The sequence below is a fragment of the Subdoligranulum sp. DSM 23681 genome, assembly GCF_057005535.1.
On the sequence record NZ_CM168050.1, the window covers coordinates 619855 to 643507 of the forward strand.

Genomic DNA, 23653 nt, shown 5'->3' on the forward strand with positions numbered 1-23653 from the left:
GCGGTCACACAGGCAGGCGCTTATCCAGGCGCTGGGCCAGCAGAGCGGCCAGCAAAATCTTGAGCACGTCACCGGGCAGATAGGGCAGCACGCACCAGACCAGACTCTGCCACACACCGGTACCGGTGATGACCATGAACCAGACGGTGCCCAGGGCGTAGCACCCCACGCATCCCACCGCCATGGCGGCGCACATGCGCCAGAAGCTCCGGCCCCAGAGCTGGACCAGGGCGCCGGTGAGCAGCGCCGCCAGCATGAAGCCGATGGCATAGCCGCCGGTCTTGCCGAAGAGAACCGCCGGACCGCCGGAAAGTCCGGCCATGACCGGGACCCCCACCGCAGCCAGCAGCAGATAGACCAGCTGGCTGCCGGCTCCCCACACTGCGCCCAGCAGCAGCCCGGACATGTAGGAGGCAAACAAGGCCAGATTGATGGGCACGCCCCAGGGCATGGGGACCTGGATCTGGCTGCACACGGCCGTCAGGGCCGTGAACAGAGCGCACAGGATCATTTTGCGCAGGCGAAGATGGGTGGTTGTGTTCATGGGGAGCGCCTTCCTTCCTTGGTTGTTGATGAAAAGGCCGGGGTCCGGCCCGGAACCGTCTTGTTCCAGTATATCGCAGGGGTATGGTGCCGTCAACCACGGAAAAAGGAAGAAGCCCCGGCAGAGCCGGGGCTTCCATTGGGAAGGTAAACCGTATAGGGGGGGGGAAAATCTCTTAGCGCTGGATACGGCCGGAACCGTCGCCGCCAGCCAGCTTCTCCACCTCGGAAACGCTGACCATGTTGTAGTCGCCTTCGATGGAGTGCTTCAGAGCGGAAGCCGCCACAGCGAACTCCACGGCATCCTGGGTGCTCTTGCCGGACAGCAGAGCGTAGATCAGGCCGCCGCCGAAGCTGTCACCGCCGCCGACGCGGTCGATGATGTGCAGGTCGTACTTCTTGCTGAAGCAGTATTCGTTGGAAGCAACGTCGTAGAGCATGGCGCTCCAGCCGTTGTCGAAAGCAGAATGGCTCTCACGCAGGGTGATGGCAACCTTCTCGAAGCCGAACTTGTCGGCCAGCTGCTTGGCCACGCTCTTGTAGCCTTCGCGGTTGATCTCGCCGGCGTAGATGTCGGTGGCTTCGGCCTCGATGCCGAACACGTCCTTGGCATCCTCCTCGTTGGAGATGCAGACGTCCACGTACTGGCACAGGTCGGTCATGGCAGCGCGGGCTTCCTCACGGGTCCACAGCTTGCCGCGGTAGTTCAGGTCGCAGCTGATCTTGACGCCATGAGCCTTGGCAGCCTTGCAGGCTTCGCGGCAGATGTCCACGACATTGGGGCCCAGGGCCGGGGTGATGCCGGTGAAGTGGAACCAATCCACGCCCTCGAAGATGGAATCCCAGTCGAAATCGGCAGTGGTGGCTTCCTGGATGGCGGAATGGGCACGGTCATAGATGCAGACGGAGCCGCGCTGAGAAGCGCCCTTCTCGTTGTAGTAGATGCCCACGCGATCGCCGCCGCGGACGATCTTGGTGGTGTCAACGCCGTAACGGCGCAGGCTGTTCACAGCGGCCTGACCAATGGCATGGGCGGGCAGCTTGGTGACGTAGATGGCATGGGCGCCATAGTTGGCCAGAGAGACCGCAACGTTGGCCTCGCCGCCGCCGAAGGTGAATTCCAGGTGATCAGCCTGCACAAAACGCTCGTAGTTGTACGGCTGCAGACGGACCATCAGTTCGCCAAAAGTAACGACATTCATGGGTATTTTCTCCTTTTATCAAAGACTTTTTCAGTTCGGGTACCGTTTCAGGGGGTCCGGCTTATTTCTGGACCAGATGGATGGCAAAGCCGGCGACTTCGTCCGCCATGTAGATGGCAGTGGTCTTGCCGTTCTTGACGACCTTGGAATCCATATCGAACTTGACGCCGCGCAGGCCCAGGTGATAGATGGCACGGTCCACGTTGTTGGTCTTGATGGCGATATGGCCATGGGTGCCGCGGCCCGGCTTCTTCATGATCTCGAATTCCTTGTTGCCCACAAAGATGCTGGAGTTGCCCGGCTTGACAGCCATGCTCAGCAGAGCGCCCAGGGTCTCGGCAGTCTTGGCGGCTTCGGTGTCGTCAGCGCAGTTGATGCCGATGTGGCCCAGTTCCAGACCCAGCATGACATCGACGGCTTCCTTGCACATGGCAGTGATCTCGTCCCAGGCGCCGGCCTTGATCTTGTCGCTCTTGCACATCCAGGTGCCGCCCACGGCAAAGATCTGGTCATTGGCCAGGTACTCGTTGACGTTCTTGGCGTTGATGCCGCCGGTGCACATCCACTTGGCAGCCTTCAGGGCGCCGCCGATGTTCTTCAGCATGTTGACGCCGCCGTTGGCTTCGGCCGGGAAGAACTTGATGGCCTCGCAGCCCAGGTTCATGGCCTGCTGCATCTCGCCGGGGGTGGAAGTACCGGGCATCATCAGGCCGCCCTTTTCCATGACGTGCTTGGTGACGTTGGGGTCAAAGCCCGGGGCAACGATGAAGGAGGCACCCGCGGCCATGGCGCGGTCAGCCTGATCCTCGGTCAGGACAGTGCCGGCGCCCAGCAGCATTTCAGGCACCTCGTCGTGGATCTTCTTGATGCACTCTTCGGCGCAGGCGGTGCGGAAAGTGACTTCCGCGGCCGGCAGACCGCCGGCCACCAGGGCCTTGCACAGAGGCACGGCCTCGTCCACACTGTTGAAAGCAATGACAGGGATAATACCGATTTCGTAAACGCGCTGCACTACCGGATTCATAGCACATTTCTCCTTCGTTATGAAATTTCCTGAGGTTTTACCGTATCAAATTTGCGTTCGGGGGGTTCCATATGTTGGAACGCCGTTCCGCAATTTGCTGATTTATTATACAAATTCCCCTTCCCCGCGTCAATCGAGCAAAATTGCCAGTGGTTCGCAGCTGCTTTTTGTGGTTTTTGCTTGCGTTCCATCATTCGGCATGCCTCTTGCAAAATCGGGTCGTTCCTGCTATACTTGGTTCCATATTGTGGAACAGGAGTCCTGCACTTTCGGGTTGCAGGCTGTTCCCCTTCAAATTATGAACTTTTTGTAAATTTTGCATGCAGGAGGCACAGGATGCCGCAGACACCGGAAAAAGAAACCGACCGCGGGGGCGTACAGAGCGTTTCCCGCATTTTTGAACTCATCGAGGTACTGGCTGCCCACCCCGCCGGGGCAGGGCTGCAGAATCTGGCCACCGAGGCGCATCTGGCCAAAAGCACCGCACACCGGCTGCTGGGCAGTCTGGTCAGCCTGGGGTACGCGGTACAGGATGCCCAGACAGGCAAATACCGGCTGACCCTGAAAATGTTCGAGATCTCCTCCGGCATCGTCAACAGTATGGACATCATGAGCGTGGCCAAGCTGCATCTGGAGCGGCTGTCCCAGCGCACGGCGGAGGCGGTGCACCTGGTCATCCGGGACGGAGCGGACGTGGTCTACATTTATAAAACCGAGAGCGGTCCCATGCGGATGTCCAGCCGGGTGGGACTGCGCAGCCCGCTGTACTGCACCGGTGTGGGCAAGGCCATCCTGGCCACCCTGCCCGACGCGGAGGTGGAACAGATCTGGCATCACAGCCGCCTGCAGAAGCTGACCGGCCGCACTGTCACCGATCTGGACCAGCTGCGCAGCCAGCTGCAGACGGTGCGCAACTGCGGATACGCCATTGACGATGAAGAGAACGAGCTGGGTATCCGCTGCGTGGCTCTGGCCATCCCCGGACCGGGCGGTCGGGCGGACAGCGCCTTTTCCATCAGCGGGCTGGCGCCGTACATGACTGCGGAGCGCATCCGGCGCATCAGCACCCTGGCTCTGGAGACCCGGACGGACATCCTGCACGACCTGGGGCTGGTAAGCAAAACCTGAGCGGTGGACAACCATAGCCCCGCGGGGTATAATGAAGCCGAATGGTCCGGCGCATGTCCGGGCCCCGTTTACCTATAATAATACTTGACCGGAAAGGATCTGCCATGGACCTGATTTTCAGTGCATTTGCCACCCTGGACGGGTTCCGGGAAAACGCCGACGCCAACCGGGGCCGTCAGGTCTATTACCGCTGCATCGTGGTGGCGCTGGTCAGCGCCAAGCAGCAGAATCCGGACTGCGAGGTGGCCCTCATCACCAACGACCCGTTGCCCGCTCCTTTCGACCAACAACTGACCCGGGCCGGTGTTACCATATATCAATGCCCCTTTGACCGGTTCCGGTTCGGGGCCGACCTGCCCTGGTCCCTGGCCTTTTACAAGCTTTGCGCCATGGACTGGGTGCTGAACAACCTGACGTTTGACCGGTGTGCCATGCTGGACACCGATACCTATACCCAGTATCCCCTGACCGACCTGTGGCGGGAAGCGGAAGAAGCCGTTCTGCTGTACCAGGTCCCCCATCCGGCCAGCCAGCCCATGGCGGCGGCCATCAGCAGCTGCTGCGATGCCTTGTATCCCGAAAGCGCCCCCCATGTTCTGACCCATTTCGGCGGGGAGCTGGTGGCGGGCAGCGCCTCCCGGCTGCGGGGATTTCTGGCGCTGTGCCGGGAAATCTATGAGGAGATGCAGGCCCGGAATGTGCTGCCCCGGGATGGCGACGAGGTCATCCTGTGCATTGCGGCATGGCGGGCGCTGCGCAGCGGCGAACCGGTGCGGGCAGCCAATGCCTACATCTGGCGCTACTGGCTGGGCGCACGGCATTACTTTGTTTCCACCAATTATTGTCTGGTACCCATCTGCATCCTGCATTTACCCGGCAGCGGCAAGGACCGGCAGCTGAAACTGCTCTACCGCCGGTATGCCAGACGGGGCACTTTTCCCGACCGCAAGGCGGTGTGGCGCCTGTGCGGGATGCCAGCGGCCCATCCGCCGCTCCTGCGTACCCTGTGGGTGCGGCTGCTGGCTGCCCTGCCGGACTGAGTTTATTTTCACGAATACCGAAAGGACCTTTTCCTATGGCTGATCTGCCCAAGAACCCCCGCAGCCCGCTCTCGGTGGACCGGAGCAAGCTGCATCACGCACGGCGCAAGCGCCCTGCCGAGACCGACCAGCTGACCCCCATGATGCGGGCCATCAAGGCCGTGCACAGCGTCACCTCCTCCGGCTCCACCAACCCGGACGACCTGGAACGGCAGCGCGCCGGACAGGAACTGTTCGGCCGCCTGGTCAGCCCCACCCTGGGACTGCGAAACGATTATCTGGCCATCCGGGGCGGCCCCGTTCCGGTACCGGCAGAGTGGGTGAGCATTGAAGCCGGACACGACCGGCGCCATGTGGTGCTGTACTGCCACGGCGGCGGGTACACCTGCGGCCAGCTGGGCTATGCCCGGGTGCTGGCCAGCAAACTGGCCCTGGCCGCCGGGTGCGACGTGCTTTCCTTTGAGTACCGCCTTTCCCCCGAACACCCCTATCCCGCTGCCCTGACCGACGCCCTGGCGGTGTGGGATCATCTGGCCTATATGGGCTACGGTGCCCGGGACATCATTGTGGCGGGAGACTCCGCCGGGGGCAACCTGGCGCTGGAACTGGCCCTGCGGCTGAAGGAGCAGGGCCGCCGCCAGCCCCGGGCCCTGATCCTCATGAGCCCCTGGACCGACATGACCGCCTCCGGTGCCAGCCACACCGAGCGGGCGGCCCTGGACCCCATGCTGACCATGCAGTATATCGAATCGGTGCGCGCCGCTTACTGCAGCACCCGGACCGATTTTGAATCGCCCTGCTTCTCGCCCCTGTTTGCCGACCTGCGCGGCCTTCCCCCCACCCTGATCCAGGTGGGCACCAACGAGATCCTCTTCTCCGACTCCGAACAACTGCACCGGAAGATGCAGGAGCAGAATGTGTTCAGCACACTGGAAGTGTACGAAGACTGCTGGCATGTGTTCCAGCAGATGCCCATCCGCAGCGCCGCCCAGGCCATGGACAGCGTGGGACGGTTTATCCAACGGCAGCTTTGACCGCAGAAAGGGGGCTTTGCCGTGCCGGAAAACTGGTATAAAGTCGATAACGTGGCCAAATTGTTCCTGGCCACCATGAATCGGCGCGATCCGCGGGTGTTCCGCATCAGCTGTACCCTGAACGAGGAGGTGGACCCGGAGGTCCTGACCCGGGCGCTGGAACGCACCGCCCGGGAATTGCCCAATTTTCAGGTCACCCTGCACCGGGGCCTGTTCTGGCATTACTTTGAGGCCACCGACAAACGGCCGGTGCCTGAACCGGAGACCAAGCAGCCCTGCGCGGCGCTGTACGGTCCGGACCAGAAAAACGCCCTGCTGTACCGGGTGACCTACTATGGCGCCCGCATCAGCGTGGAAATGCTTCATGCCCTGACCGATGGAAACGGCGGGCTGATGTTTCTGAAATGTCTGGTGCACAACTACCTGCAGCTGCAGCATCCTGATTCCCTGGCGGATGTGGCCCGGGACCAGGGGGCTTCGGCCGCAGACATGGAACAAAATTCCTATTCCAAATTCTATGCGGCCCGTCGGGCGTCCAAAGGTGCCCCGGACCCGGCCGCCAGACGCCGGGTCTGCCGGCTGCACGGGCGGCGGCTGCCCCTGGACCAGACCCAGTTCTTTGAAGGGCATCTGTCCGCCTCGCAGGTCCTGGCCAAGTCCCGGGCCCTGGGCGTGAGCCTGACCAGTTATCTGGCCGCGGCCCAGATGCTGGCCGCCTGGCGGGAGATGCCTTCCATGGAGCGGGGCCACGCCATGGCCGTGGGTCTGCCGGTGAATCTGCGCAACTATTTTCCCTCTGACACCGCCCGCAACTTTTTCAACACCGTGCGGGTGGCGCACATCTTTACCGGAGAGGAAACGCTGGACGAGCTGGCCAAAGAATTTGACGCCAAGCTGCGGGACGCCCTTTCGGATGACCGCATCAAGGCCCAGATGGACGGTTTTGAACGATTTGAACGCATTCCCGGTGTGCGGCCGGTCCCCCTCTTTTTCAAGAACTGGGTGGTGGGCCTGTGCAACTGGGTGGAAGCCCGCAAGGTGACCCTGACCATCTCCAACATGGGCCGGGTCACGGTGCCGCAGGCCCTGGGGCCGTACATTCACGGGTTCGCCGCTTATTGCAGCACCCCTTCCCTCTTCACCACCGTCTGCTCTTACGGGGATGATCTGGTGCTGGGCACCGCCTCGGCTTACCGCAGCACCAATGTGCTGAAAAATTTCTACCGCAGTCTGGCAGACGCCGGACTGTCCGTCACGCTGTACGCGAGCGAGGTGCAAAACCCATGAAAACCTGCCCTCATTGTCATATCCAGGTGGGCAGCGGTTCGTACTGCCCCCTGTGCCAGAGTCCTTTGCCCGGTGCCGATGAGCCGGACACCCCTTACTTCCCGCCCGCACCGCCGCCGGGACGGCGGCTGCCTCTCTTTTTCAAACTGGCCACCTTCTTCCTGCTGGCCGGCGTGGTGGTCTGTGCCGCCATTGACTTTCTGCTGCAGGAGGAACTGCATCTGCATTGGAGTCTGGTGGTGGTGGCCTGTGTGGCAGCGGCGCTGCTTCTGCTGCGCGCCCTGATGATGGGCAGCCACAATGCCCCCAAACTGCTGTTCCAGATTCTGGTGGGGGCTTCCCTGCTGGTGTGGTTCTGTGACTGGTTCCTGGACTGGGGCAACGTGTCCATTGACCTGGTCATTCCCATCCTGTGCACCGCCACCCTGGTGCTGAATTTTCTGTTTGCTTTTATCAACCGAAAGTTTACCGAAAACGGTCTGATCTACCTTCTGCTGAACATCGGCGTGGGCGTGGTGCCCTACATCGTGCTGACCATCCGCCACACCCGTGCCGCCCTGCCCTGGGTCATCTGCCTGATTGTGAGTGTCATCACCTTTCTGGGGCTGGTCATCTTCAAGGGTCGGGCCCTGTGGTCTGAGTTTGCCAAGCGGCTGCATATGTAAGGATCCACACACAAAAACACCTCTCTTTCTCATTCGAAAGAGAGGTGTTTTTCATTCCTGCGTCAGAAGGTCACGCAGGGTGGGATTGCATACAAACAGAACCGCGGGGATCAGGGTGAGCATACCGCCTGCCAGGGATACCGGCATCACCCCGAATGCGTCTCCCAGCAGCCCGTACGCTACCATGGAAAAGGCAGTGGTTCCCACACAGGCCGCATTGAACAGGGCCAGGATCCGGCCATGGTAGGCCGGCTCGACGGCTTCCATCACCGCCGGATACATGAACGTATTGGCCACCATATTGCAGAAGGCAAATCCTGTGTACAGCACAGTACAGGCCCGGAACCCGGACGCCAGCATGGCCCCGATGTACAGCAGATTGTACCCCACATTGGCCAGAGCCAGTACATGCCAGCGACGGCGGCGCGGGAGCGGCACCAGGGCCATCAGGACGGTGGCCGCCAGCATGGCGGCGCTTTCCGCCCCCAGGAACAGGCCGTACTGGGGAATGTCCATGCCCTTATCCAGGCACCAGGCATACACAATGCCGGTAAACCCGCCGCAGGTCAGGTTGACCGCGGCTCCCGCCGCCATCATGCCGGTCAGGCCGGGATGCTGTTTCAGATAGGCAAATTCATCGGCGAAATCCCGGATAAAACTGCGATGTTCTGTCTTTTGCCCATGTGGGATCTCCGGTACCTGGATGAACCATTCGGTGGCGGAGGAAAAAAGAAAGGTGGCCCCGTTGAACAGGATGATTCCCGGCACGCCGAAGATCACCACCAGAAATCCCCCCGCTGCGTTGCCGATCATCTGAATTGCCGACTGAGTGCTCTGCATCAGGGCAGAGGCCCGCATCAGGTTATTCTGCTCCACCAGTTGGGGCAGCAGGGCGTTCATGGCCGGATACAACACCGCGCTGCACACCGAGCTGATGGCCGCCACCACCAGCACCTGCCAGACCTGCATCTTGCCTGCGAGAGCCAGCGCTCCCAAGAGCAGCATGGTCACACCGCAGACCGCATCACTGCCGGCAGCCAGGTTGCGGCGGTTGAACCGATCGGCCAGCACTCCGCCCAAAGGCTGCAGCAGCATGTTGCCGAAATAGCTGATGGCGGTGGTCATGCTCATCCAGGCGGCGGAGTCGGTTTTGTCGTACACCCAGATGCCGATGGCGATGGCATACAGTACGCTTCCGATTTTGGACTCAGCCATGCCTTGCCAGACCAGAAACAGATTCCGGTTGAACCGGCGGCGGGGTGCAGTGTCAGTGTTTGCCGTCATCTTCCTTTACCTCCCCTGCCCGGTAAGAAATCACGTCGAACCGGATCGGCGCCGTTCCCGGGCGCGGTTGGCTGTGCTTATGAAGGTAATCTCCCATCAGGTTCCGCAGTTCCAGCGCCTCCTGCCGGGTAAGATGGATGACGCCGTTGGTCTCCAACAGGCCCCAGGCATCGTCCCAGTCCTGGCTGGGGCTTTCCTGCCAGTCCTTCATCATCTTCAAGGCACCTTCCCGCACCTGTCGGGCGTTTTCTTCCAGCAGAAGCCGGGTGGGGTCCCACAGACCGGTGTTGCACACATTCAGCGAGATGCACTTGTCGGTCATGCGGTAGTAGGTAGCCAGGATACCGTGGATCAGCTCCTGCTGGTCCTTTTCCACCACCCCGATGGATTCCAGCTTGAGCATATGGTGTCGGGCCGAGCTGGGCGCGATGCCCAGTTCGTCAGCCAGCCGCTTGGAGGTCACCGGCTCCGCCAGGATCATCATCTTCTCCAGCATGCGCTGACGCAGCGGGTGCATGAAGATGGACACGTCCTTCTCATCGCTGAGAATCAGCATGTCATCCCGGAAGCGGGGTTTGCAGCCTTTCCCGCCTTCGGCTGGTGTTGCCGGTCCGTTTGCCCCCGCACCCGGTGCATCCGGGACAACCGGCTCCTGTGTCCGTTCTGTGCTGACTTTGGAATCGGTCTTGCAGGAAGTGTCCCTGTGTTGATTTGCCTTGTTCATTGGTATGCCCCCTTCATTACATAAATTATATCGTTACAAATATTGTAATGTCAAGAGGACGGCATCTGTTTTTCCAACCGGATTTCAAAAAAGACGGTCTCCACCGTGTGCAAAATAGCCCCATCACGCCTCATGCAGCGGCCTTTTTGGCCGTGGAAGTGCCCACCGTAAAACTTTTTCATTTTTTTAAGCAAAAACTATTGACAAACCTTAGTGCGTATGGTATATTGATTAAGCTATCTCGAAAGAGACGAAACAAAATATCGCGGGGTAGAGCAGATGGTAGCTCGTCGGGCTCATAACCCGGAGGTCGCAGGTTCAAGTCCTGTCCCCGCAACCACATTGATTGGCCGATTTTACTGTCGGCCAATTTTTTATTGTTGAATCGTCAAAATACGACGTTTTGGAGCCTGCTGAGTGCAGGCTTTTTCCATTACTGTCGCCACCGCTGTCAGGCGGTTTTGGCAGGGATTTCCGTCTATAGAAGGCCGTCAGGCTCCCCTCTTCTGGGAGTTTGGCGGCCTTTTTCGGTTTTAGGCGAAAAAATCGCCGCAGAAGTATGGAAAATTTTCCGGCAGGATTTTGTTGGTTCTGCCGGTTTTCTGATTGCGATAGTGATAACAGCAATTTCATATACGTCTTTATTTATGGCCTGGTATCCGGCATCAGCTGGAGACTGGGCCTTTTGTTTGCTTACGGCACCTTTTTCCTTTGCGGTGAGGATGGCGAGAATTTTTGCAGCCTGACCAATGAACAGGTGGAGCGGTATCTCGCACGATTCCGGGAGCCGGAGATCATCTGTGACATGCCCGATGCAATCATTTGCTTTCCATGCTCCCCGCAACGGTACAGACGATACATGGAGGGGTTGAACATTGGAAATGGGCTGGAGCGACCCGACCACCGGGACAATTCGTCCCGCTGACGTTCGACCATCAGGGGGGCGCAGCCAGGGTGGCATCTTTCAGCGTGCTCCCCCGGTATGCATTTTCGTCGGAAGTTCTTATCGTACTTTCTGCCAAGAAAGTATGGAAAAGTATGGCCGAAGCACCGCCCCGGATCTTTTGCCTCGGGGGTTTCTCTGCGGGCGAAAATGCGGTATAATAGGGGAAACGAGGAGGAAAACCTATGAAATACTGCGACAATCACGGCGCCCCGCAGCGGGATGCCGCCCTGCCTGACCGCTGCTGCAGGGCCAATGTCCCGACTTCCGCCATGCCGGCCCTGTTGGCCTGCATCCTGGCCCTGGCGCTGTGCCTTGGAGGCTGTACAGGTCAGCCCGCCGCCGGGGACACCAACGAGACGCCTGGCAGCGGGTCTGCGGCGGCAGAAATCCCGCTGCCGGAGGAAACGCCCGCCAGCCCGGCGCCGGCATCCCCGCCCCCCGCCGCTTCCGGTGAGGACGGCCCCTCGCCGATGTCCCAGCCGGTGACCACCGAGATGGCGGGCCTGGTACCCGCCTCCAAGCCCTGGCAGGGCGCCTGGGTCAACGCGAAGGACAGCGACGACTTCTTCGTCTTTGAGAACGTCTCCAACGTCAGCGACACCCCCGTCGACAACGGCGACGGCAGCTACTTCATCTACCGCGCCCGCCTCGAGGACAACGCGCTGACCGACGCCTTCCTGTTTGAGCGCAACGACGAACGGGAAATGCTGACCCGGATGGACGCCGCGGGCGATCTGGTGGGCTACTATGTCCGCCCCACCTACGACAGGGCCCCCAGCCCGCTGCCCACGGAGGACTGGGGGATGTACACCCTGGTGACGGATTACACCCAGAGCGAAGAAAACCCGGAGGGCACCCCCAACCCGTTCGGCCCGTTCGACGTTTTTATGATCGACGCGTTCCGCTTCGGCAGCCGCCCCTACCAGCGGCTGGTGGACAACGGCGGCGGGTCCTGGACCTGCGCCTGCGATTTCCCCGAGGGGGAGAACGATCTGGAAGTTAACTTCCGCTTTGAAGTCCAGGGGGACGATCTGTACATGACCATCTACGACGCCGCCGGCAACGCGCGGTATCTCTATGTGCTCGCCGGTCGGTAACCCCCGCCCCGGGCCTGCCCACACCCCAAAAAAGCACGCCCCACGGGACGCGCTCAATCTGTTGAAAAAGGCCACCGTCCGGTGGCCTTTTTTCTCGTAATAGGGAGCAGAATGATGAACACTATCTACGCAATACAGAGGTTTGGCACAGGTGACGAACTGGGTGAAACTTAAATTTGCTGCCAGGAATTTGAAAAAGATGGCCACAAAGAAGCGGAAAACCAAGAAGCCCCCTCACACAGGGAGCTGCAAACAAGCGGTTTTTCTTTCCAAACTACAGCTTCCTTTTCCGGTCTTTTCACCCATTTTACCAAAGTCCGCCTTAGCCCGATCTGGCCATGACGGACTTTTTCGACGAACTGAAGGGGCGCAGTCAGGGCGGCTGCGCCCCAACATTATTATAAAAGGAGAAATTTTATGACCCATTTTTATTCCGCCGAATCGGTGACCGCCGGTCACCCTGACAAACTCTGCGACCAGATCGCCGACACGGTGCTGGACGGGTGTCTGACCCTTGACCGCAACGCCCGCGTGGCCTGCGAAGTGCTGGCAACCAAAGGCCACATTGTCCTGGCCGGCGAAATCAGCACAACGGTCATGCCGGATCTTGGAAAACTGACCCGCGAGGCACTGGAAAACGCCGGATACAATCCCAAGGATTTTGAGATCGAAAGCCTGATCCATCCCCAAAGCCCCGACATTGAGGCCGCCGTCAACGACCCGCTGGACGCCGAATCCGACCCCAACGCCATCGGCGCAGGCGACCAGTGCGTGGTGGTGGGCTATAACCGTGTATATTCGTCGATCGCGGTATACTGGTATAGCCATTTATCTAGCTTTTGCCAAGGATCTGAGCGAGACTATCGATATCATAAATGTTATGTTATATCACAAATTTGTGGACTTGAAGCCGAAAAAGCAATGAATGTCAGTAAAACCGGCCAACCAACACACTAAAAGAGCGTTGGAACGCAAAGTTTCAACGCTCTTTTCTTTTTGCCTATTGGGGAAAAGGCTGCGTCAAGTATTGTTCACAAAAAGGGTTCCTGTAAAACAAGAAGTTAAGCCGCCGGTTGCAGTATGGCTTGAACAGACTGTTCGCTGAGGTACGCTCTGGAGGCGGACCAGTCTTCCGCATATTCCATGAGGTAAGTAGTAACCAGTCTGGTGTAGGCATCTGCACTGGGAAATATTCCTACCACACTGGTACGGCGACGGATCTCCCGATTCAGCCGTTCCAACACGTTGGTAGAAGAAATCTTTCTTGCATCCAACTGTGGAAAAGTATAGAACAACAAAGAGTCCTCCAAACCGTCTTCCAGGCAGCAAATGGCTTTGGAAAAACGGTGCTCGTACCGCCTGCAGATTTCTTCAGCCAGTTTGCGAGCTTGTTCTCTGGTGGGAGCCAGCCAGATAGTCTTGAGATTCTGAGCAAAGGCATCTTTGTCCTTGTGAGGAATATGCGCCAGAATATTACGCATGAAATGAACCTTGCACCGTTGCCAGCTTGCTCCTGGGAAGCCTTTACGGATAGCCGCAACAAGTCCGGCGTGCGCATCTGAAACAACCAGTCGAGGCGTACAAAGTCCTCGTTCCTGCAATCCTCGAAAAAGCTGAAGATACACTTCTTCCGACGCTTCCAACATGGGCTCTATCGCCAGAATGTCTCGCTGGCCATGCTCATCCACACCACAGACCACCAGTATCGCCATACTTACAATTCTGCCGTCTATACGAACTTTTTCGTACAGAGCATCCACCCACAAAATGGGATAACTGCTTTGGGAAAGAGAGCGGCTGCGGAAAGCATTTACCTGCTCGTTCAAGCCTTTTGTCATCTCACTGACCTGACTGCGGGACAGGCTTTCAATTCCCAGGCTCTTGGCCAGTTTTTCCATCTTACGAGTGGATACGCCCTGCACAAATGCCTCCTGCACCACTTGGATCAGTGCCGCTTCACTGCGTTTGCGCTCCGTAACAAAGAACGGTATGTAACCGCCCTGACGTACCTTCGGCACCATGAGATACATGGTGCCCATTCGGGTATCTAGTCTGCGAGGCCGGTAGCCACAGCGATACCCGCTGCGGCTTTCGGCGCGTTCGCTTTTCTCCGCTCCCAGCTGCTGGCTTACTTCGGCCTCCATGAGCTGGGCACACAGCCATTCCAGCATACTCAGCATGGGATCCGGTTGTGCTACACATTGCAGTAGCAATTCGGTCAGATTTGTGGTATGATTCTTTTGAGCCATTAGGGTTTTCTCCTTTGTATCGTGATTGTCTGGACAACTTTCATTTTACAGGAGCCCTAATGGCTTGTCTATTTTTTATTTGCTTTTGCGAACTCGATTATACGCTATCATCTGCTCGTTCAAGCCTTTTGTCATCTCACTGACCTGACTGCGGGACAGGCTTTCAATTCCCAGGCTCTTGGCCAGCTTTTCCATCTTACGAGTGGATACGCCCTGTACAAATGCCTCCTGCACCACCTGAATCAGTGCCGCCTCACTGCGTTTGCGTTCCGTAACAAAGAATGGGATGTAGCCCCCATGCCGTACCTTCGGCACCATGAGATACATGGTCCCCATCCGGGTATCCAGTCTGCGAGGCCGGTAGCCACAGCGATATCCGCTGCGGCTTTCGGCACGTTCGCTTTTCGCCGCTCCCAGCTGCTGGCTTACTTCGGCTTCCATGAGTTGGCTGCACAGCCACTCCAGCATACTCAGCATGGGATCCGGCTGTGCCACGCATTGCAGTAGCAATTCGGTCAGATTTGTGGTATGATTCTTTTGAGCCATTAGGGTTTTCTCCTTTGTATCTTGATTGTCTGGACAACTTTCATTTTACAGGAGCCCTAATGGCTTGTCTATTTCTTATTTGCTTTTGCGAACTCGATTATACGCTATCAAAATGTGTGTTGGCCCTGATAAGCAAAGTCGTTTTGTTATCAGAGATCTTCCGGAACTGCTATTCCGTTTGCTTGATTTGCCAGAACTAACTGAACAAGAGCGTACAGACTTTTTATCGTTATTTGATTTGGCCTATCAGCATTCTGCAATTACGACCAACGACCTTCTACAGAAAACGCAGAAGTAATAGCCGTTCTCCTTGAGGAACATACTCTAGTTTTGTCTATAAGGTAGAATAAGTTTCGCAAAATAAAAGACATGGTTTACAAATCTCTGGTTGAATGAAGTTGCTACACTAACCATTCGACAGGAGAAAGCAAACCATGTCTCTTTTTATTCACTTTTCGATTTGCAAAACTTATTGTGCCTTATCTGATAAAGGAGGTTACCACAGAGCGAGGATAGAAAAAAATACCATATCGAATTCGTGGCAAAGTACCACTGGCAAAGTATCAACAAAAAATCAAAGTGGATATAGGAAATCACGCAAGAAAAGGAATGGAGAGCATGGAGGCAGCGTGCTGTCAGAATCATATATACCTTTGTAAGAGACACTATTGCATTCTAATATAAAAGAAATTTTCCAACACAAAATCTTTTTCATTTTTAAGTAGCCATTATTGGCTTGATGCGACCTTTTGGTACATGATATCTTCGATGACTGTATAGTTGGTTGTGTTTATATAGGTGAAAGGAACGTCCGAATGTTCTAATTTCTCCATCAGCTTATAATACGTGGAATGGCTCATATTCTGTACAAAAATAAATACATGGTCCGCGTGCTCTATTACTTGAAAATCCTGCGTATTTAAGGTGCCATCTAGAACAAGAAATGTTGGATACATTTTTTTTAATTGCTTTCGAAATTGTATGTGCCCTCCTACTGTAACAATTCGTTTCTCCGAAAGTACTCGTTTCCTTTCTGTGCTCACCTCCATGTCGTCAGACACAAAACGATCCGCTTCTTGTAGTGAAAAGAAGAAATCTCTTAGTTGCAGCAGCTCCTGACGATTTCGCTGCAAGAAAGATATTTCTGTTTGCATTTCTGAAATCCTTGTTTTGTAATTGTTTTCCAACCCCCACTGTTGCATACGGGAATCTTTTTCATATCCATGCAACTTTTTGTTTGCAACTTCCAACTCGAAATTCAGAGATTTATTTTTTGCTTTTTCTTGTGACAACTGTTCTTTCAATAACTGAATCTGATCCTCTGCTAGATTCAATGCTAATTTTTGACTCTCAGGGTTTAGTTTTCGATAATCTTCTTTCAGGGCCTGATATTTTCGGATAACACATACTAAACTATATAAGCACGTAAAAAGTTCCGGATCAAATTCATAAGCATTTTTCTCTTGGGAATATCGGCTACTGAATTTTGCGGCTTGTCCATTGGCTCCATCGAATAATTTATTCTCGCTAAAAAAACGCCAGTGGTTTATTCCTTCAAGCTCCAAAAGGCCATGAATTCCTTGAGTTGCAGAAAAGGTTTCTGCCAAAGCGTCCCTGTCGGAGAAAACAGATTCTTTATATCTTTCTAATGCTTGGGAAAGGTCTCCATATACAACATGTTTTTCCTGATAAGGATCATGATAGCCTAACGAAAGAGAAAACAGATCTTCTGGATTATGGGGTGTATTGATAACGATATTCTCCGACTCACTGGTTGGATATCGTATTTTTTGAATATATTTTTCTGTTTGCGAAGAACTCATTTGGAGGGCATTATGGGAAACGATTTCTAGGATTTCGTCGCAGCGGGTTCGGATCACACTCCATGCCAAACGCGAATCGGAAAAAGAAGCAACATCAGCGAGTTTTCTTTTGGCTAAATTTTGTAAATCAGAAAAGGAAGGGCTTTTCATCAAGCGATCAAACTGGTCATCTGACAGCAGCTTGTCTGCAAGGTAAATAGTTATGCAATCTGTTGAGTGAAGACCATACACCGGTGGACTGGACATGGAAAACTTAATGGCTGTCTTATTATTGAATTTTGAAAAGAATTCATAACAGACAGGATCAAGATGTTTGATCACCTTTAGGATTTCCTTTTCGGCCTCAGTACATTGTTCTGCGGTATATAAAACGCCCAACGCTCTTTTAATGTTTTCTTCTGTCAAAATAGGATAGGATGTAATTTCACTACAAGAATAGTAAGGTGACATCTGAGCGTTTTGATAGTATAGCAATGGATTCGTATCATAGATTTTGTTGATCATACGAACGGAAGCGTTGGAGGAAGCAATTATTTCTGCGATGTTAAGCAATGCATACGCCCATTCTTTTTCACTCAACCCCATTTTGTGAGACATAATGTAGCCCTCCTTATTATAAATATAAATTTTAATAAAAATATTTACATCCTTATGGCTAGTACCGCTGTTTTGAATTGATATAAAGTATGCTTGAAAGCCATTTGTCTTAAACATTGGAGCGGGGGCTTGGAGGCAATAGCAGCGGGAGAAATTTGTGGTACAGGTCCGTTGGGTCCCCATGCGTTCACAACCATGTCCGAATTTTATGAAGGAAAATCCCCCCGGCCAGTATTGCGCAATCAGAAATACTCCGAATAGTTTCGAGGCAATTCTAAACTTTACTTAGAAAACACCCTAATTGCCTGAAAAGTATGGTCACCTGTTTTTATGCTTCCAATCCCAAGTATGGGCCAAGATTCTCTTGCAATTGTTCCAGAATATCTTTAAGTTCTGTCGCCGCAATCCATTGTACAAAAATTTCCTCAATCATATGAGAAAACTCTGAATCTTCTTCGCTCGGCAGATTAAACTCGAATCCTAATATATCATCGGTTCGAAAACGATTTTGGCCAGATGCACCTCGAAGAAGTTTTTTGGCGTTCTGGACAGCATATAACACTACAAAGAACAGGATTCCCATGCCAATCTCAGAAGATTTTTTCCGTAATACAAGTAAATTTGTATTATAGACAGCAGGAAGATCGCACTCCCTCGTTAGCGCCATCTTTCCGATAGACGCCCCCGTTCCGATATTAGCAATCATAATATCATTTGGTTGCGCCAGATACTTTTCGAGTTTGTGGGGTTTAACGAAGTCATTTCTAATCCATGCAACCGTATCACGGTTTGTCAGTCCAAAGTTGAAATTACTGATTTTCAGGTATCGTAAACTATCTCCAGACGGCATAGACTCTACCACTTTTCCTGGACCTACCACAGGTATTAACTCTACAAACTCTGAAAGCACTGCTCTTCTGCCACTTAATTGAACCTTATTTTTACCGCACAGTAATTTTTCAATTTGGTTGCCAAGCGCATTTTGTTCAAATTTTGAGGAACATCTTTGATATGCTGTAAGTAGTTCCGAGGCTTCGAAATCAGAATTCTTTGAAGAAACGACGTATCTTGAGGGTTGAAGTAAAAACGAGTGTTGCTTTACTTCCTCTAAAGGAACGCTACGGCAAAAATCAGTCTCATCACAGTAGTTCTCCCCATTTTTCCACGCACGATACTTGTTTACGATTCGATGAATGAGAGACTCTGTAAGGATATATTTGGAGGGGGAAATCTTCTCACCGAGAGCCGAAGCATCCACAAATAAGATGTCTTGTGCACGCGTCGTCCTTCTTTCCTTGTTTCGGGACAAAATCCAAAGGTTGCAGCCTACATTAGTATTCGAGAACAAATTAGATGGAAGTGCAATGATACACTCAAGTCGATTGTCCCTTAAAATTCCGGCTTTGATATCACTGCACCATTTCTGTACTTCCGCCCCGCAACTTCTGCTGGTAATAACAGCTGCTACACCTGCAGGACTAAGCTTAGACAAAACGTGCTGAATCCAGGCATAATTTGCATTTCTTTCCGGTGGGCGGCCATATACCCAACGCGAATCGTCAGCAACCTTGTTTGCATCCCAGGACTGCCCGAAAGGAGGGTTTGCAAAAATGTAATCTGCCTTTAGCAGCTTGTGCAAATCATTGGTGAGAGTATTATCAGGATTACTGCCAAGATCCCCATCAATGCCGCAAATTGCAAGATTCATTTTAGCAAGTTTCCAGGTGGCAGCATTGATTTCCTGACCATAAACATGAATAGCATCTGTACGGTGGCGGTGAGCCTCTACAAATTTTGCTGAACGCACAAAAATACTACCCGAACCAAAACAAGGATCGTAAATTCGTCCAGAATATGGTTCTAACAATTCAACCATAAGATCCGCCAGACAGGTCGGGGTATAAAATTCACTTTCTTCTGTACCAAAGCGGTGGAGCAAAAATTCGTACATGGTTCCGAGAACGTCCCCGCCTTCCTTTACTTCAAAAGAAAGAAGGTCGATTAAGTCTCCTAGCTGAGAAGCACGAAGTTCTGGCCGAGTATATATTGTCGGCATCACACCTTTGAGCGTATTGTTGCAGCGTTCAATCTGTATCATGGCATCGTTGATTTTTCTGCCTATTTCGGGGGTGTGAGCCTCGGCGCGGAGAACACTCCAACGAGCTTGCGGCGGAACAAAAAAGATGTTATCGGCTAGATAAGCATCTTCGTCCTCCTCAAAGCCCTCTCCTTCATCGAGAAGAATATAGTATTTTTTTTCAAACACTGACGAAATATAGCGCAGAAATACTAGCCCCAATATAACCGACTTATAGTCTGATCGATCAATACTGCCTTGCAGTTCTAGGCTCTTGTTCCATATATACTGCATCATTTCCTGATTCATATCGTATTTTCCTCATATACTTCTTCGTATTGCTTGACCAGCATTTCTGCCAGATGGTTAAATTCTTCTGCGGAATATCCGTGTTGTTTAAGTAAGCGTTTAGCAGCCATCTTCATTCTGGCACGGACATTCCTACGGGAGATCCAGTCAATGCAATAAAATTGCGAGAGCGTTTGATCCACTTCGACAGAAAGTGCACTGGCATCCTCGCCGGGTCGGTTCTCTTCAAGAATTGACCGGAACGCCGATTGTGTTACGGTCAAGCCATCTGCAGCTTGTTCATCGTATTTTTCTTTCATCTGCTGAGCAAGATTGAGTAGATCCTGAAGAGTTTCTGTTATGGAGACGGACCGTATCTGATACTTCTCTATAGCCTTCGCCAATAGTTCTGTAAAACGGTGGCGCTGAGCCATATTTCTTGAGAACATATCCGAGATGGATTGCTTCAGAAGTTTATGAATCGCATAAACCGCTAGGTCCTTCTTTTCCAACTGTTTAATGACCTCTTCTGAAAGTGCTGAAATATCAAGCACATCGGTACCATACGGCCCTATAATGTCAATGATTCCAGAGGATGCCACCGCACGGGATAGAAGCTGGTTCATCTCGAAGTCCAGTTGAGTGCTCGTCTTTTTGCGCCCGTTGTCTTCTGTCACCAACTTAACAATTCCCGCCTTTACTGCTCGGTAAAAGCTTATTTCTTCATTCAAACTTGTGCAGCGGGAAGAGGCAGCACATAAAGACCAACGCTTTAGTACTTCCTCTGTTAGGCGCAGAAAGTCATTTTTTCGAGTTTCACCGAGTGACAGTACAAAATCAATTGCTGTCGCAAGCGCAGTAAATCGACTGCTCGGATCTTCAGAAAAAAATCCTTCTACAGGGCAGCCATGCAAAAGCTCCCGCAAAAGTTGGCACTTTTCCTCCAACTGGTTTTCTACTGCGGAAATGTCTGATTTTTCGTTAGGGTCTTCTCTGTCGCGATATGTATAGGCAGAGATGGCTTTTTTTAGCGACTCGCCAATTCCGATGTAATCAACAATTAGCCCGCCATTCTTGCCTTGAAAAACGCGATTCACCCGCGCGATTGCCTGCATAAGATTATGCCCTTTCATTGGCTTATCTATATACATGGTGTGCATACTCGGAACATCGAACCCTGTAAGCCACATATCCCGGACGATAACCAACTGAAGTTCATCGCGCGGATTTTTCATCCGTTGCGCCAGCGTTTCACGACTGGCTTTATTACCGATATGCCGCTGCCATTCTGGTGGATCGGAAGAGTTTCCGGTCATTACAACTTTGATCACGCCATGGTTTAAGTCGTCACTATGCCATTGTGGCCGAAGCTTTATGATCTTATTATAAAGCTCCACGGCAATTCGGCGGCTCATCACTACAATCATTGCCTTGCCACCATTGTACTCCTGCGATGCCTGGCGCATTTCAAAATGGGCAACAATGTCTTCTGCAATAGCGGATAAGCGGGCCTGTGCGCCAGCAATAGCTTCCATGCTTGACCACTTGGCCTTTAGTGCTTCTCGCTGAGAATCTTCTTGTTGACTGGTGATTTCCTCGTATTCCTCATCGATTGAGTCAATCATGTTTTCTGGAAGTTGCAGTGAAGCCATCCTACTCTCGTAGAACAGACTGACAGTAGTTCCATCTTCAATGGAGCGGGACATATCGTAGACGTCAATATAGTCACCAAACACAGAAACTGTATCGTGATCACCTTGAGAAACAGGTGTTCCTGTAAAACCAATGAAGGATGCATTTGGCAAAGAGGCGCGGAGGTAATGCGCATAGCCGTAACGAAGCGCTGCGTTCCCATTTTCAATTTTCACTTTCGCAGAAAGTCCATACTGGGAGCGATGCGCCTCATCAGCGATGACAATTACATTGCGACGCTTTGTGAGAGGTTCTACTGATTCGCATCCCCCATCTGGTTCGAATTTCTGGATAGTGGTAAAGATTATCCCACCGCTGGTACGGCCACGTAAGAGTTTTTTTAATTGTGCTCGGCTTTCGGCATGCTGTGGTTGCCCTAGTAAATATTCAGAGGACGACGAAAAAGTTTGAAATAGTTGATCGTCCAGATCATTTCTGTCAGTAATTATTACCACTGTCGGATTGGAGAGGGTTGAATCTGCAAACAATTGGCGAACATAAAATACCATGGAGAAACTTTTTCCGCTTCCCTGTGTATGCCATACAACACCAATACGTTGGTCTCCACCTTCCGCTACAGCGCGTCTGGTTTGTACAAGGGCTTTTTCTACAGCGAAGAACTGGTGATAAGACGCAAGAATTTTTCGTGGACCAGAAGATGTATCTTGAAAGAACAGATATGAACTAATGAGACGAAGAAAATGCTCTGGCGTAAACATACCTTTGATCAGAGTTCGATAACTGGGGGTACTACGGTCATCTCTACGCTCTCCGTCTATACTTCTCCAGGCCACAAATCTATCCTGCGGAGAGGTTATTGTCCCAACGGTAGAATTAATCCCGTCACTCACAACTAGAAAAGCGTTGCTAAAAAAGAGTGTTGGGATGCTGGACATATAAGTTTGGAGCTGATTATAGGCTTTTGTTAAATCTGCTTGTTCATTACCTGCGTTCTTAAGCTCCCACACAGCTACAGGTAGCCCGTTGAGGAAAACTACTAAATCGGGCCGTTTTACGGCCGATCCATTTTGTACGGTAAATTGATTTACCGCTAAAAAGTCATTGTTTTCAGGATTTGAAAAATCGACAAGCCGACAATAGTGTTCTGATACTTCGCCACTCTTCTGGTTTTGCTCACGTACCGGTACACCGGAAATTAAGAAGTTGTGAAAACGGCGGTTTTTATCCAAAAGAGTGCCAGAGTTCAACTGCAGAGAGCGGATAGCTTCGCGAATAGCTGCTTGAGACCGCTCTGGATTGAGGCGACGCAATGAGCACAGCAAACGTTCCTCTAGTATTACTGATTCATAGGACTCTCGTTCAGGTGATTCTCCTCCTTGGCTAATCTCTGGGCCATATGCTGTTTCATAGTTGACTAAGTGAAACTCTTGGAGTACAGCTTGCTCCAAATCGTTTTCTGAAATCGGCATGGAAATTTCTCCTCTCCCAAAGTGACTTGATTACTTTATGATTCAGTTAGAATTTTACATAGACAAAAGATATTGTTTTCTCGCATCGTGTAATACATATGATACATGGTCTAATAGATACTGACATTTACCAAAGGATAGAAGTTTTACCGTAATACTGCGGGCTCATTTTTGATAGAGTTATTATTTTGTGCCTACTATTTACGATAGCCGACTCGTTTTTACTGCACAATTGATTGCAGAAACGCTGTGATATAGGCTATAATCTTCTATGAAAAAGTGAGATAAAAAATCCGATGGAATTTTTACTAATATTATTGGATCAGGGTGATTTTTGGTTATTATACTACCACTTTTTTATAAAACAATAAAGCAAAATAAATCATGTCGTGCTACCCTCATCTTCCGACTACAAACTAGTGGTAGTCCTTCCTCAGAAGATATTCTGTGGTTTAAATACTAGAGTACTTCCCACGGCGGTTATAGATTCTGAATAAGGTACATCAACACATGTCAACTCAATGGAACGTTTCACAAATAAACGCGAGAAATTTGATCGTTCCCCAAATAGCACACCCCGCGATATACAAAAAAAGGATGAACAGAAGCTTTTCCTTCATTTTACTACTCCTTTCAAGAAATCAGACAATATCTACTATTTACATTTATTATAACAGATCAACAATCCTTTAATTCGGACTTTTATCTACTTTAATAACGATTTTTCGGCAGTTCTCGTTTGTTTCTTATTTATTCCACTGCAGTTCGTTATGTACAACTAGAAAGAAGTAAAACATGTATTTCAACCTCATCAAGTAAAACTTCGATTCATATGCACAGAACGTTTTCTTCCTTATGGAAATCTATTTCGCCCGGATGTGTAATCGCCTCCATCCCAGATTTCGCCAAACTATAAATCTTTATCGACACCGGTGGCAATGCCGAAACACATGATAATTTTGGCTGTTTGATTTAGG

At 52.3% G+C, this 23653-nt stretch carries 19 protein-coding genes, 1 tRNA gene and 1 pseudogene; 9 read left to right on the top strand and 12 right to left on the bottom strand.

Annotated elements, in window-relative coordinates; genetic code table 11:
• Nucleotides 1–4: 4 nt before the first annotated feature.
• The 4 genes from AC127K_RS03070 to AC127K_RS03085 all read right to left on the bottom strand — a co-directional run bounded on the left by AC127K_RS03070 (nucleotide 5) and on the right by AC127K_RS03085 (nucleotide 2963).
• Nucleotides 5–544 carry a biotin transporter BioY gene (locus AC127K_RS03070; RefSeq protein ID WP_294542554.1) on the bottom strand — a complete coding sequence of 180 codons (540 nt, stop codon included), beginning with the start codon at nucleotides 542–544 and terminating at the stop codon, nucleotides 5–7.
• Between the two features lie 175 nt (nucleotides 545–719).
• On the bottom strand, nucleotides 720–1745 hold the full coding sequence (locus AC127K_RS03075) for a PfkB family carbohydrate kinase (protein WP_483721524.1): 1026 nt from the start codon (nucleotides 1743–1745) through the stop codon (nucleotides 720–722).
• 61 nt (nucleotides 1746–1806) lie between these two features.
• A complete protein-coding gene (gene eda / locus AC127K_RS03080; RefSeq protein WP_483721525.1) occupies nucleotides 1807–2769 on the bottom strand; it encodes a bifunctional 4-hydroxy-2-oxoglutarate aldolase/2-dehydro-3-deoxy-phosphogluconate aldolase in 963 nt (320 codons plus the stop codon).
• 17 nt (nucleotides 2770–2786) lie between these two features.
• On the bottom strand, nucleotides 2787–2963 hold the full coding sequence (locus tag AC127K_RS03085; protein WP_483721526.1) for a hypothetical protein: 177 nt from the start codon (nucleotides 2961–2963) through the stop codon (nucleotides 2787–2789).
• A 142-nt stretch (nucleotides 2964–3105) separates the two neighbouring features.
• Here AC127K_RS03085 and AC127K_RS03090 point away from each other — a divergent pair, with 142 nt between their 5' ends.
• The 5 genes from AC127K_RS03090 (at nucleotide 3106) to AC127K_RS03110 (ending at nucleotide 7923) form a co-directional block, all read left to right on the top strand.
• Nucleotides 3106–3897, top strand: a complete 792-nt coding sequence (locus tag AC127K_RS03090) for an IclR family transcriptional regulator (protein ID WP_294542383.1) — start codon at nucleotides 3106–3108, stop codon at nucleotides 3895–3897.
• A gap of 104 nt (nucleotides 3898–4001) precedes the next feature.
• Nucleotides 4002–4937 (top strand): phospholipase D-like domain-containing protein, encoded by a 936-nt coding sequence (locus tag AC127K_RS03095; protein ID WP_483721527.1) that lies wholly within the window; start codon nucleotides 4002–4004, stop codon nucleotides 4935–4937.
• Between the two features lie 35 nt (nucleotides 4938–4972).
• On the top strand, nucleotides 4973–5971 hold the full coding sequence (locus tag AC127K_RS03100) for an alpha/beta hydrolase (protein WP_366776851.1): 999 nt from the start codon (nucleotides 4973–4975) through the stop codon (nucleotides 5969–5971).
• 21 nt (nucleotides 5972–5992) lie between these two features.
• Entirely contained in the window at nucleotides 5993–7258 is a 1266-nt protein-coding gene (locus AC127K_RS03105; RefSeq protein WP_294542379.1) for a phthiocerol/phthiodiolone dimycocerosyl transferase family protein, read from the top strand.
• A complete protein-coding gene (locus AC127K_RS03110; RefSeq protein WP_483721528.1) occupies nucleotides 7255–7923 on the top strand; it encodes a DUF6320 domain-containing protein in 669 nt (222 codons plus the stop codon). The genes AC127K_RS03105 and AC127K_RS03110 overlap by 4 nt, the downstream gene beginning before the upstream one ends.
• A gap of 51 nt (nucleotides 7924–7974) precedes the next feature.
• On the opposite strand, the gene AC127K_RS03115 is transcribed toward AC127K_RS03110, so the two are convergent.
• Both AC127K_RS03115 and AC127K_RS03120 read right to left on the bottom strand, forming a co-directional pair.
• Nucleotides 7975–9207, bottom strand: a complete 1233-nt coding sequence (locus AC127K_RS03115) for an MFS transporter (protein ID WP_483721529.1) — start codon at nucleotides 9205–9207, stop codon at nucleotides 7975–7977.
• Nucleotides 9191–9931, bottom strand: a complete 741-nt coding sequence (locus tag AC127K_RS03120; RefSeq protein WP_483721530.1) for a hypothetical protein — start codon at nucleotides 9929–9931, stop codon at nucleotides 9191–9193. Before AC127K_RS03120 ends, AC127K_RS03115 begins: the two co-directional genes overlap by 17 nt.
• A 264-nt stretch (nucleotides 9932–10195) precedes the next feature.
• Between AC127K_RS03120 and AC127K_RS03125 the strand changes: the two genes are divergently transcribed.
• Nucleotides 10196–10271: transfer RNA gene (locus AC127K_RS03125), tRNA-Met, on the top strand.
• Nucleotides 10272–10409: 138 nt separating this feature from the next.
• Here AC127K_RS03125 and AC127K_RS03130 read toward each other — a convergent pair.
• The gene (locus tag AC127K_RS03130) at nucleotides 10410–10892 is read right to left on the bottom strand and encodes a hypothetical protein (protein WP_483721531.1); all 483 of its coding nucleotides are present in this window, start codon (nucleotides 10890–10892) and stop codon (nucleotides 10410–10412) included.
• A 167-nt stretch (nucleotides 10893–11059) separates the two neighbouring features.
• On the opposite strand from AC127K_RS03130, the gene AC127K_RS03135 reads away from it, so the two are divergent.
• Both AC127K_RS03135 and AC127K_RS03140 read left to right on the top strand, forming a co-directional pair.
• Nucleotides 11060–11974, top strand: coding sequence for a hypothetical protein (locus AC127K_RS03135; protein ID WP_483721532.1), 915 nt, complete (start codon nucleotides 11060–11062; stop codon nucleotides 11972–11974).
• A 417-nt stretch (nucleotides 11975–12391) separates the two neighbouring features.
• Nucleotides 12392–12931 (top strand): S-adenosylmethionine synthetase N-terminal domain-containing protein, encoded by a 540-nt coding sequence (locus tag AC127K_RS03140; protein ID WP_483721533.1) that lies wholly within the window; start codon nucleotides 12392–12394, stop codon nucleotides 12929–12931.
• A gap of 104 nt (nucleotides 12932–13035) precedes the next feature.
• Here AC127K_RS03140 and AC127K_RS03145 read toward each other — a convergent pair whose 3' ends face one another.
• Together AC127K_RS03145 and AC127K_RS03150 are read right to left on the bottom strand one after the other, a co-directional pair.
• On the bottom strand, nucleotides 13036–14223 hold the full coding sequence (locus AC127K_RS03145; RefSeq protein ID WP_483721534.1) for an IS256 family transposase: 1188 nt from the start codon (nucleotides 14221–14223) through the stop codon (nucleotides 13036–13038).
• Nucleotides 14224–14322: 99 nt separating this feature from the next.
• Nucleotides 14323–14769: pseudogene (locus tag AC127K_RS03150) on the bottom strand (transposase); the annotation flags it as partial.
• A gap of 64 nt (nucleotides 14770–14833) precedes the next feature.
• Between AC127K_RS03150 and AC127K_RS03155 the strand changes: the two are divergent.
• Nucleotides 14834–15067 carry a hypothetical protein gene (locus AC127K_RS03155; protein ID WP_483721535.1) on the top strand — a complete coding sequence of 78 codons (234 nt, stop codon included), beginning with the start codon at nucleotides 14834–14836 and terminating at the stop codon, nucleotides 15065–15067.
• Nucleotides 15068–15497: 430 nt separating this feature from the next.
• Here the strand turns inward: AC127K_RS03155 and AC127K_RS03160 are convergent, their stop codons facing one another.
• The 3 genes from AC127K_RS03160 to AC127K_RS03170 form a co-directional block, all read right to left on the bottom strand.
• On the bottom strand, nucleotides 15498–17189 hold the full coding sequence (locus AC127K_RS03160) for a hypothetical protein (protein WP_483721536.1): 1692 nt from the start codon (nucleotides 17187–17189) through the stop codon (nucleotides 15498–15500).
• Between the two features lie 328 nt (nucleotides 17190–17517).
• A complete protein-coding gene (locus AC127K_RS03165) occupies nucleotides 17518–19575 on the bottom strand; it encodes an N-6 DNA methylase (protein WP_483721537.1) in 2058 nt (685 codons plus the stop codon).
• The gene (locus AC127K_RS03170) at nucleotides 19572–22676 is read right to left on the bottom strand and encodes a type I restriction endonuclease subunit R (RefSeq protein ID WP_483721538.1); all 3105 of its coding nucleotides are present in this window, start codon (nucleotides 22674–22676) and stop codon (nucleotides 19572–19574) included. Before AC127K_RS03170 ends, AC127K_RS03165 begins: the two co-directional genes overlap by 4 nt.
• Between the last annotated feature and the right edge of the window lie 977 nt (nucleotides 22677–23653).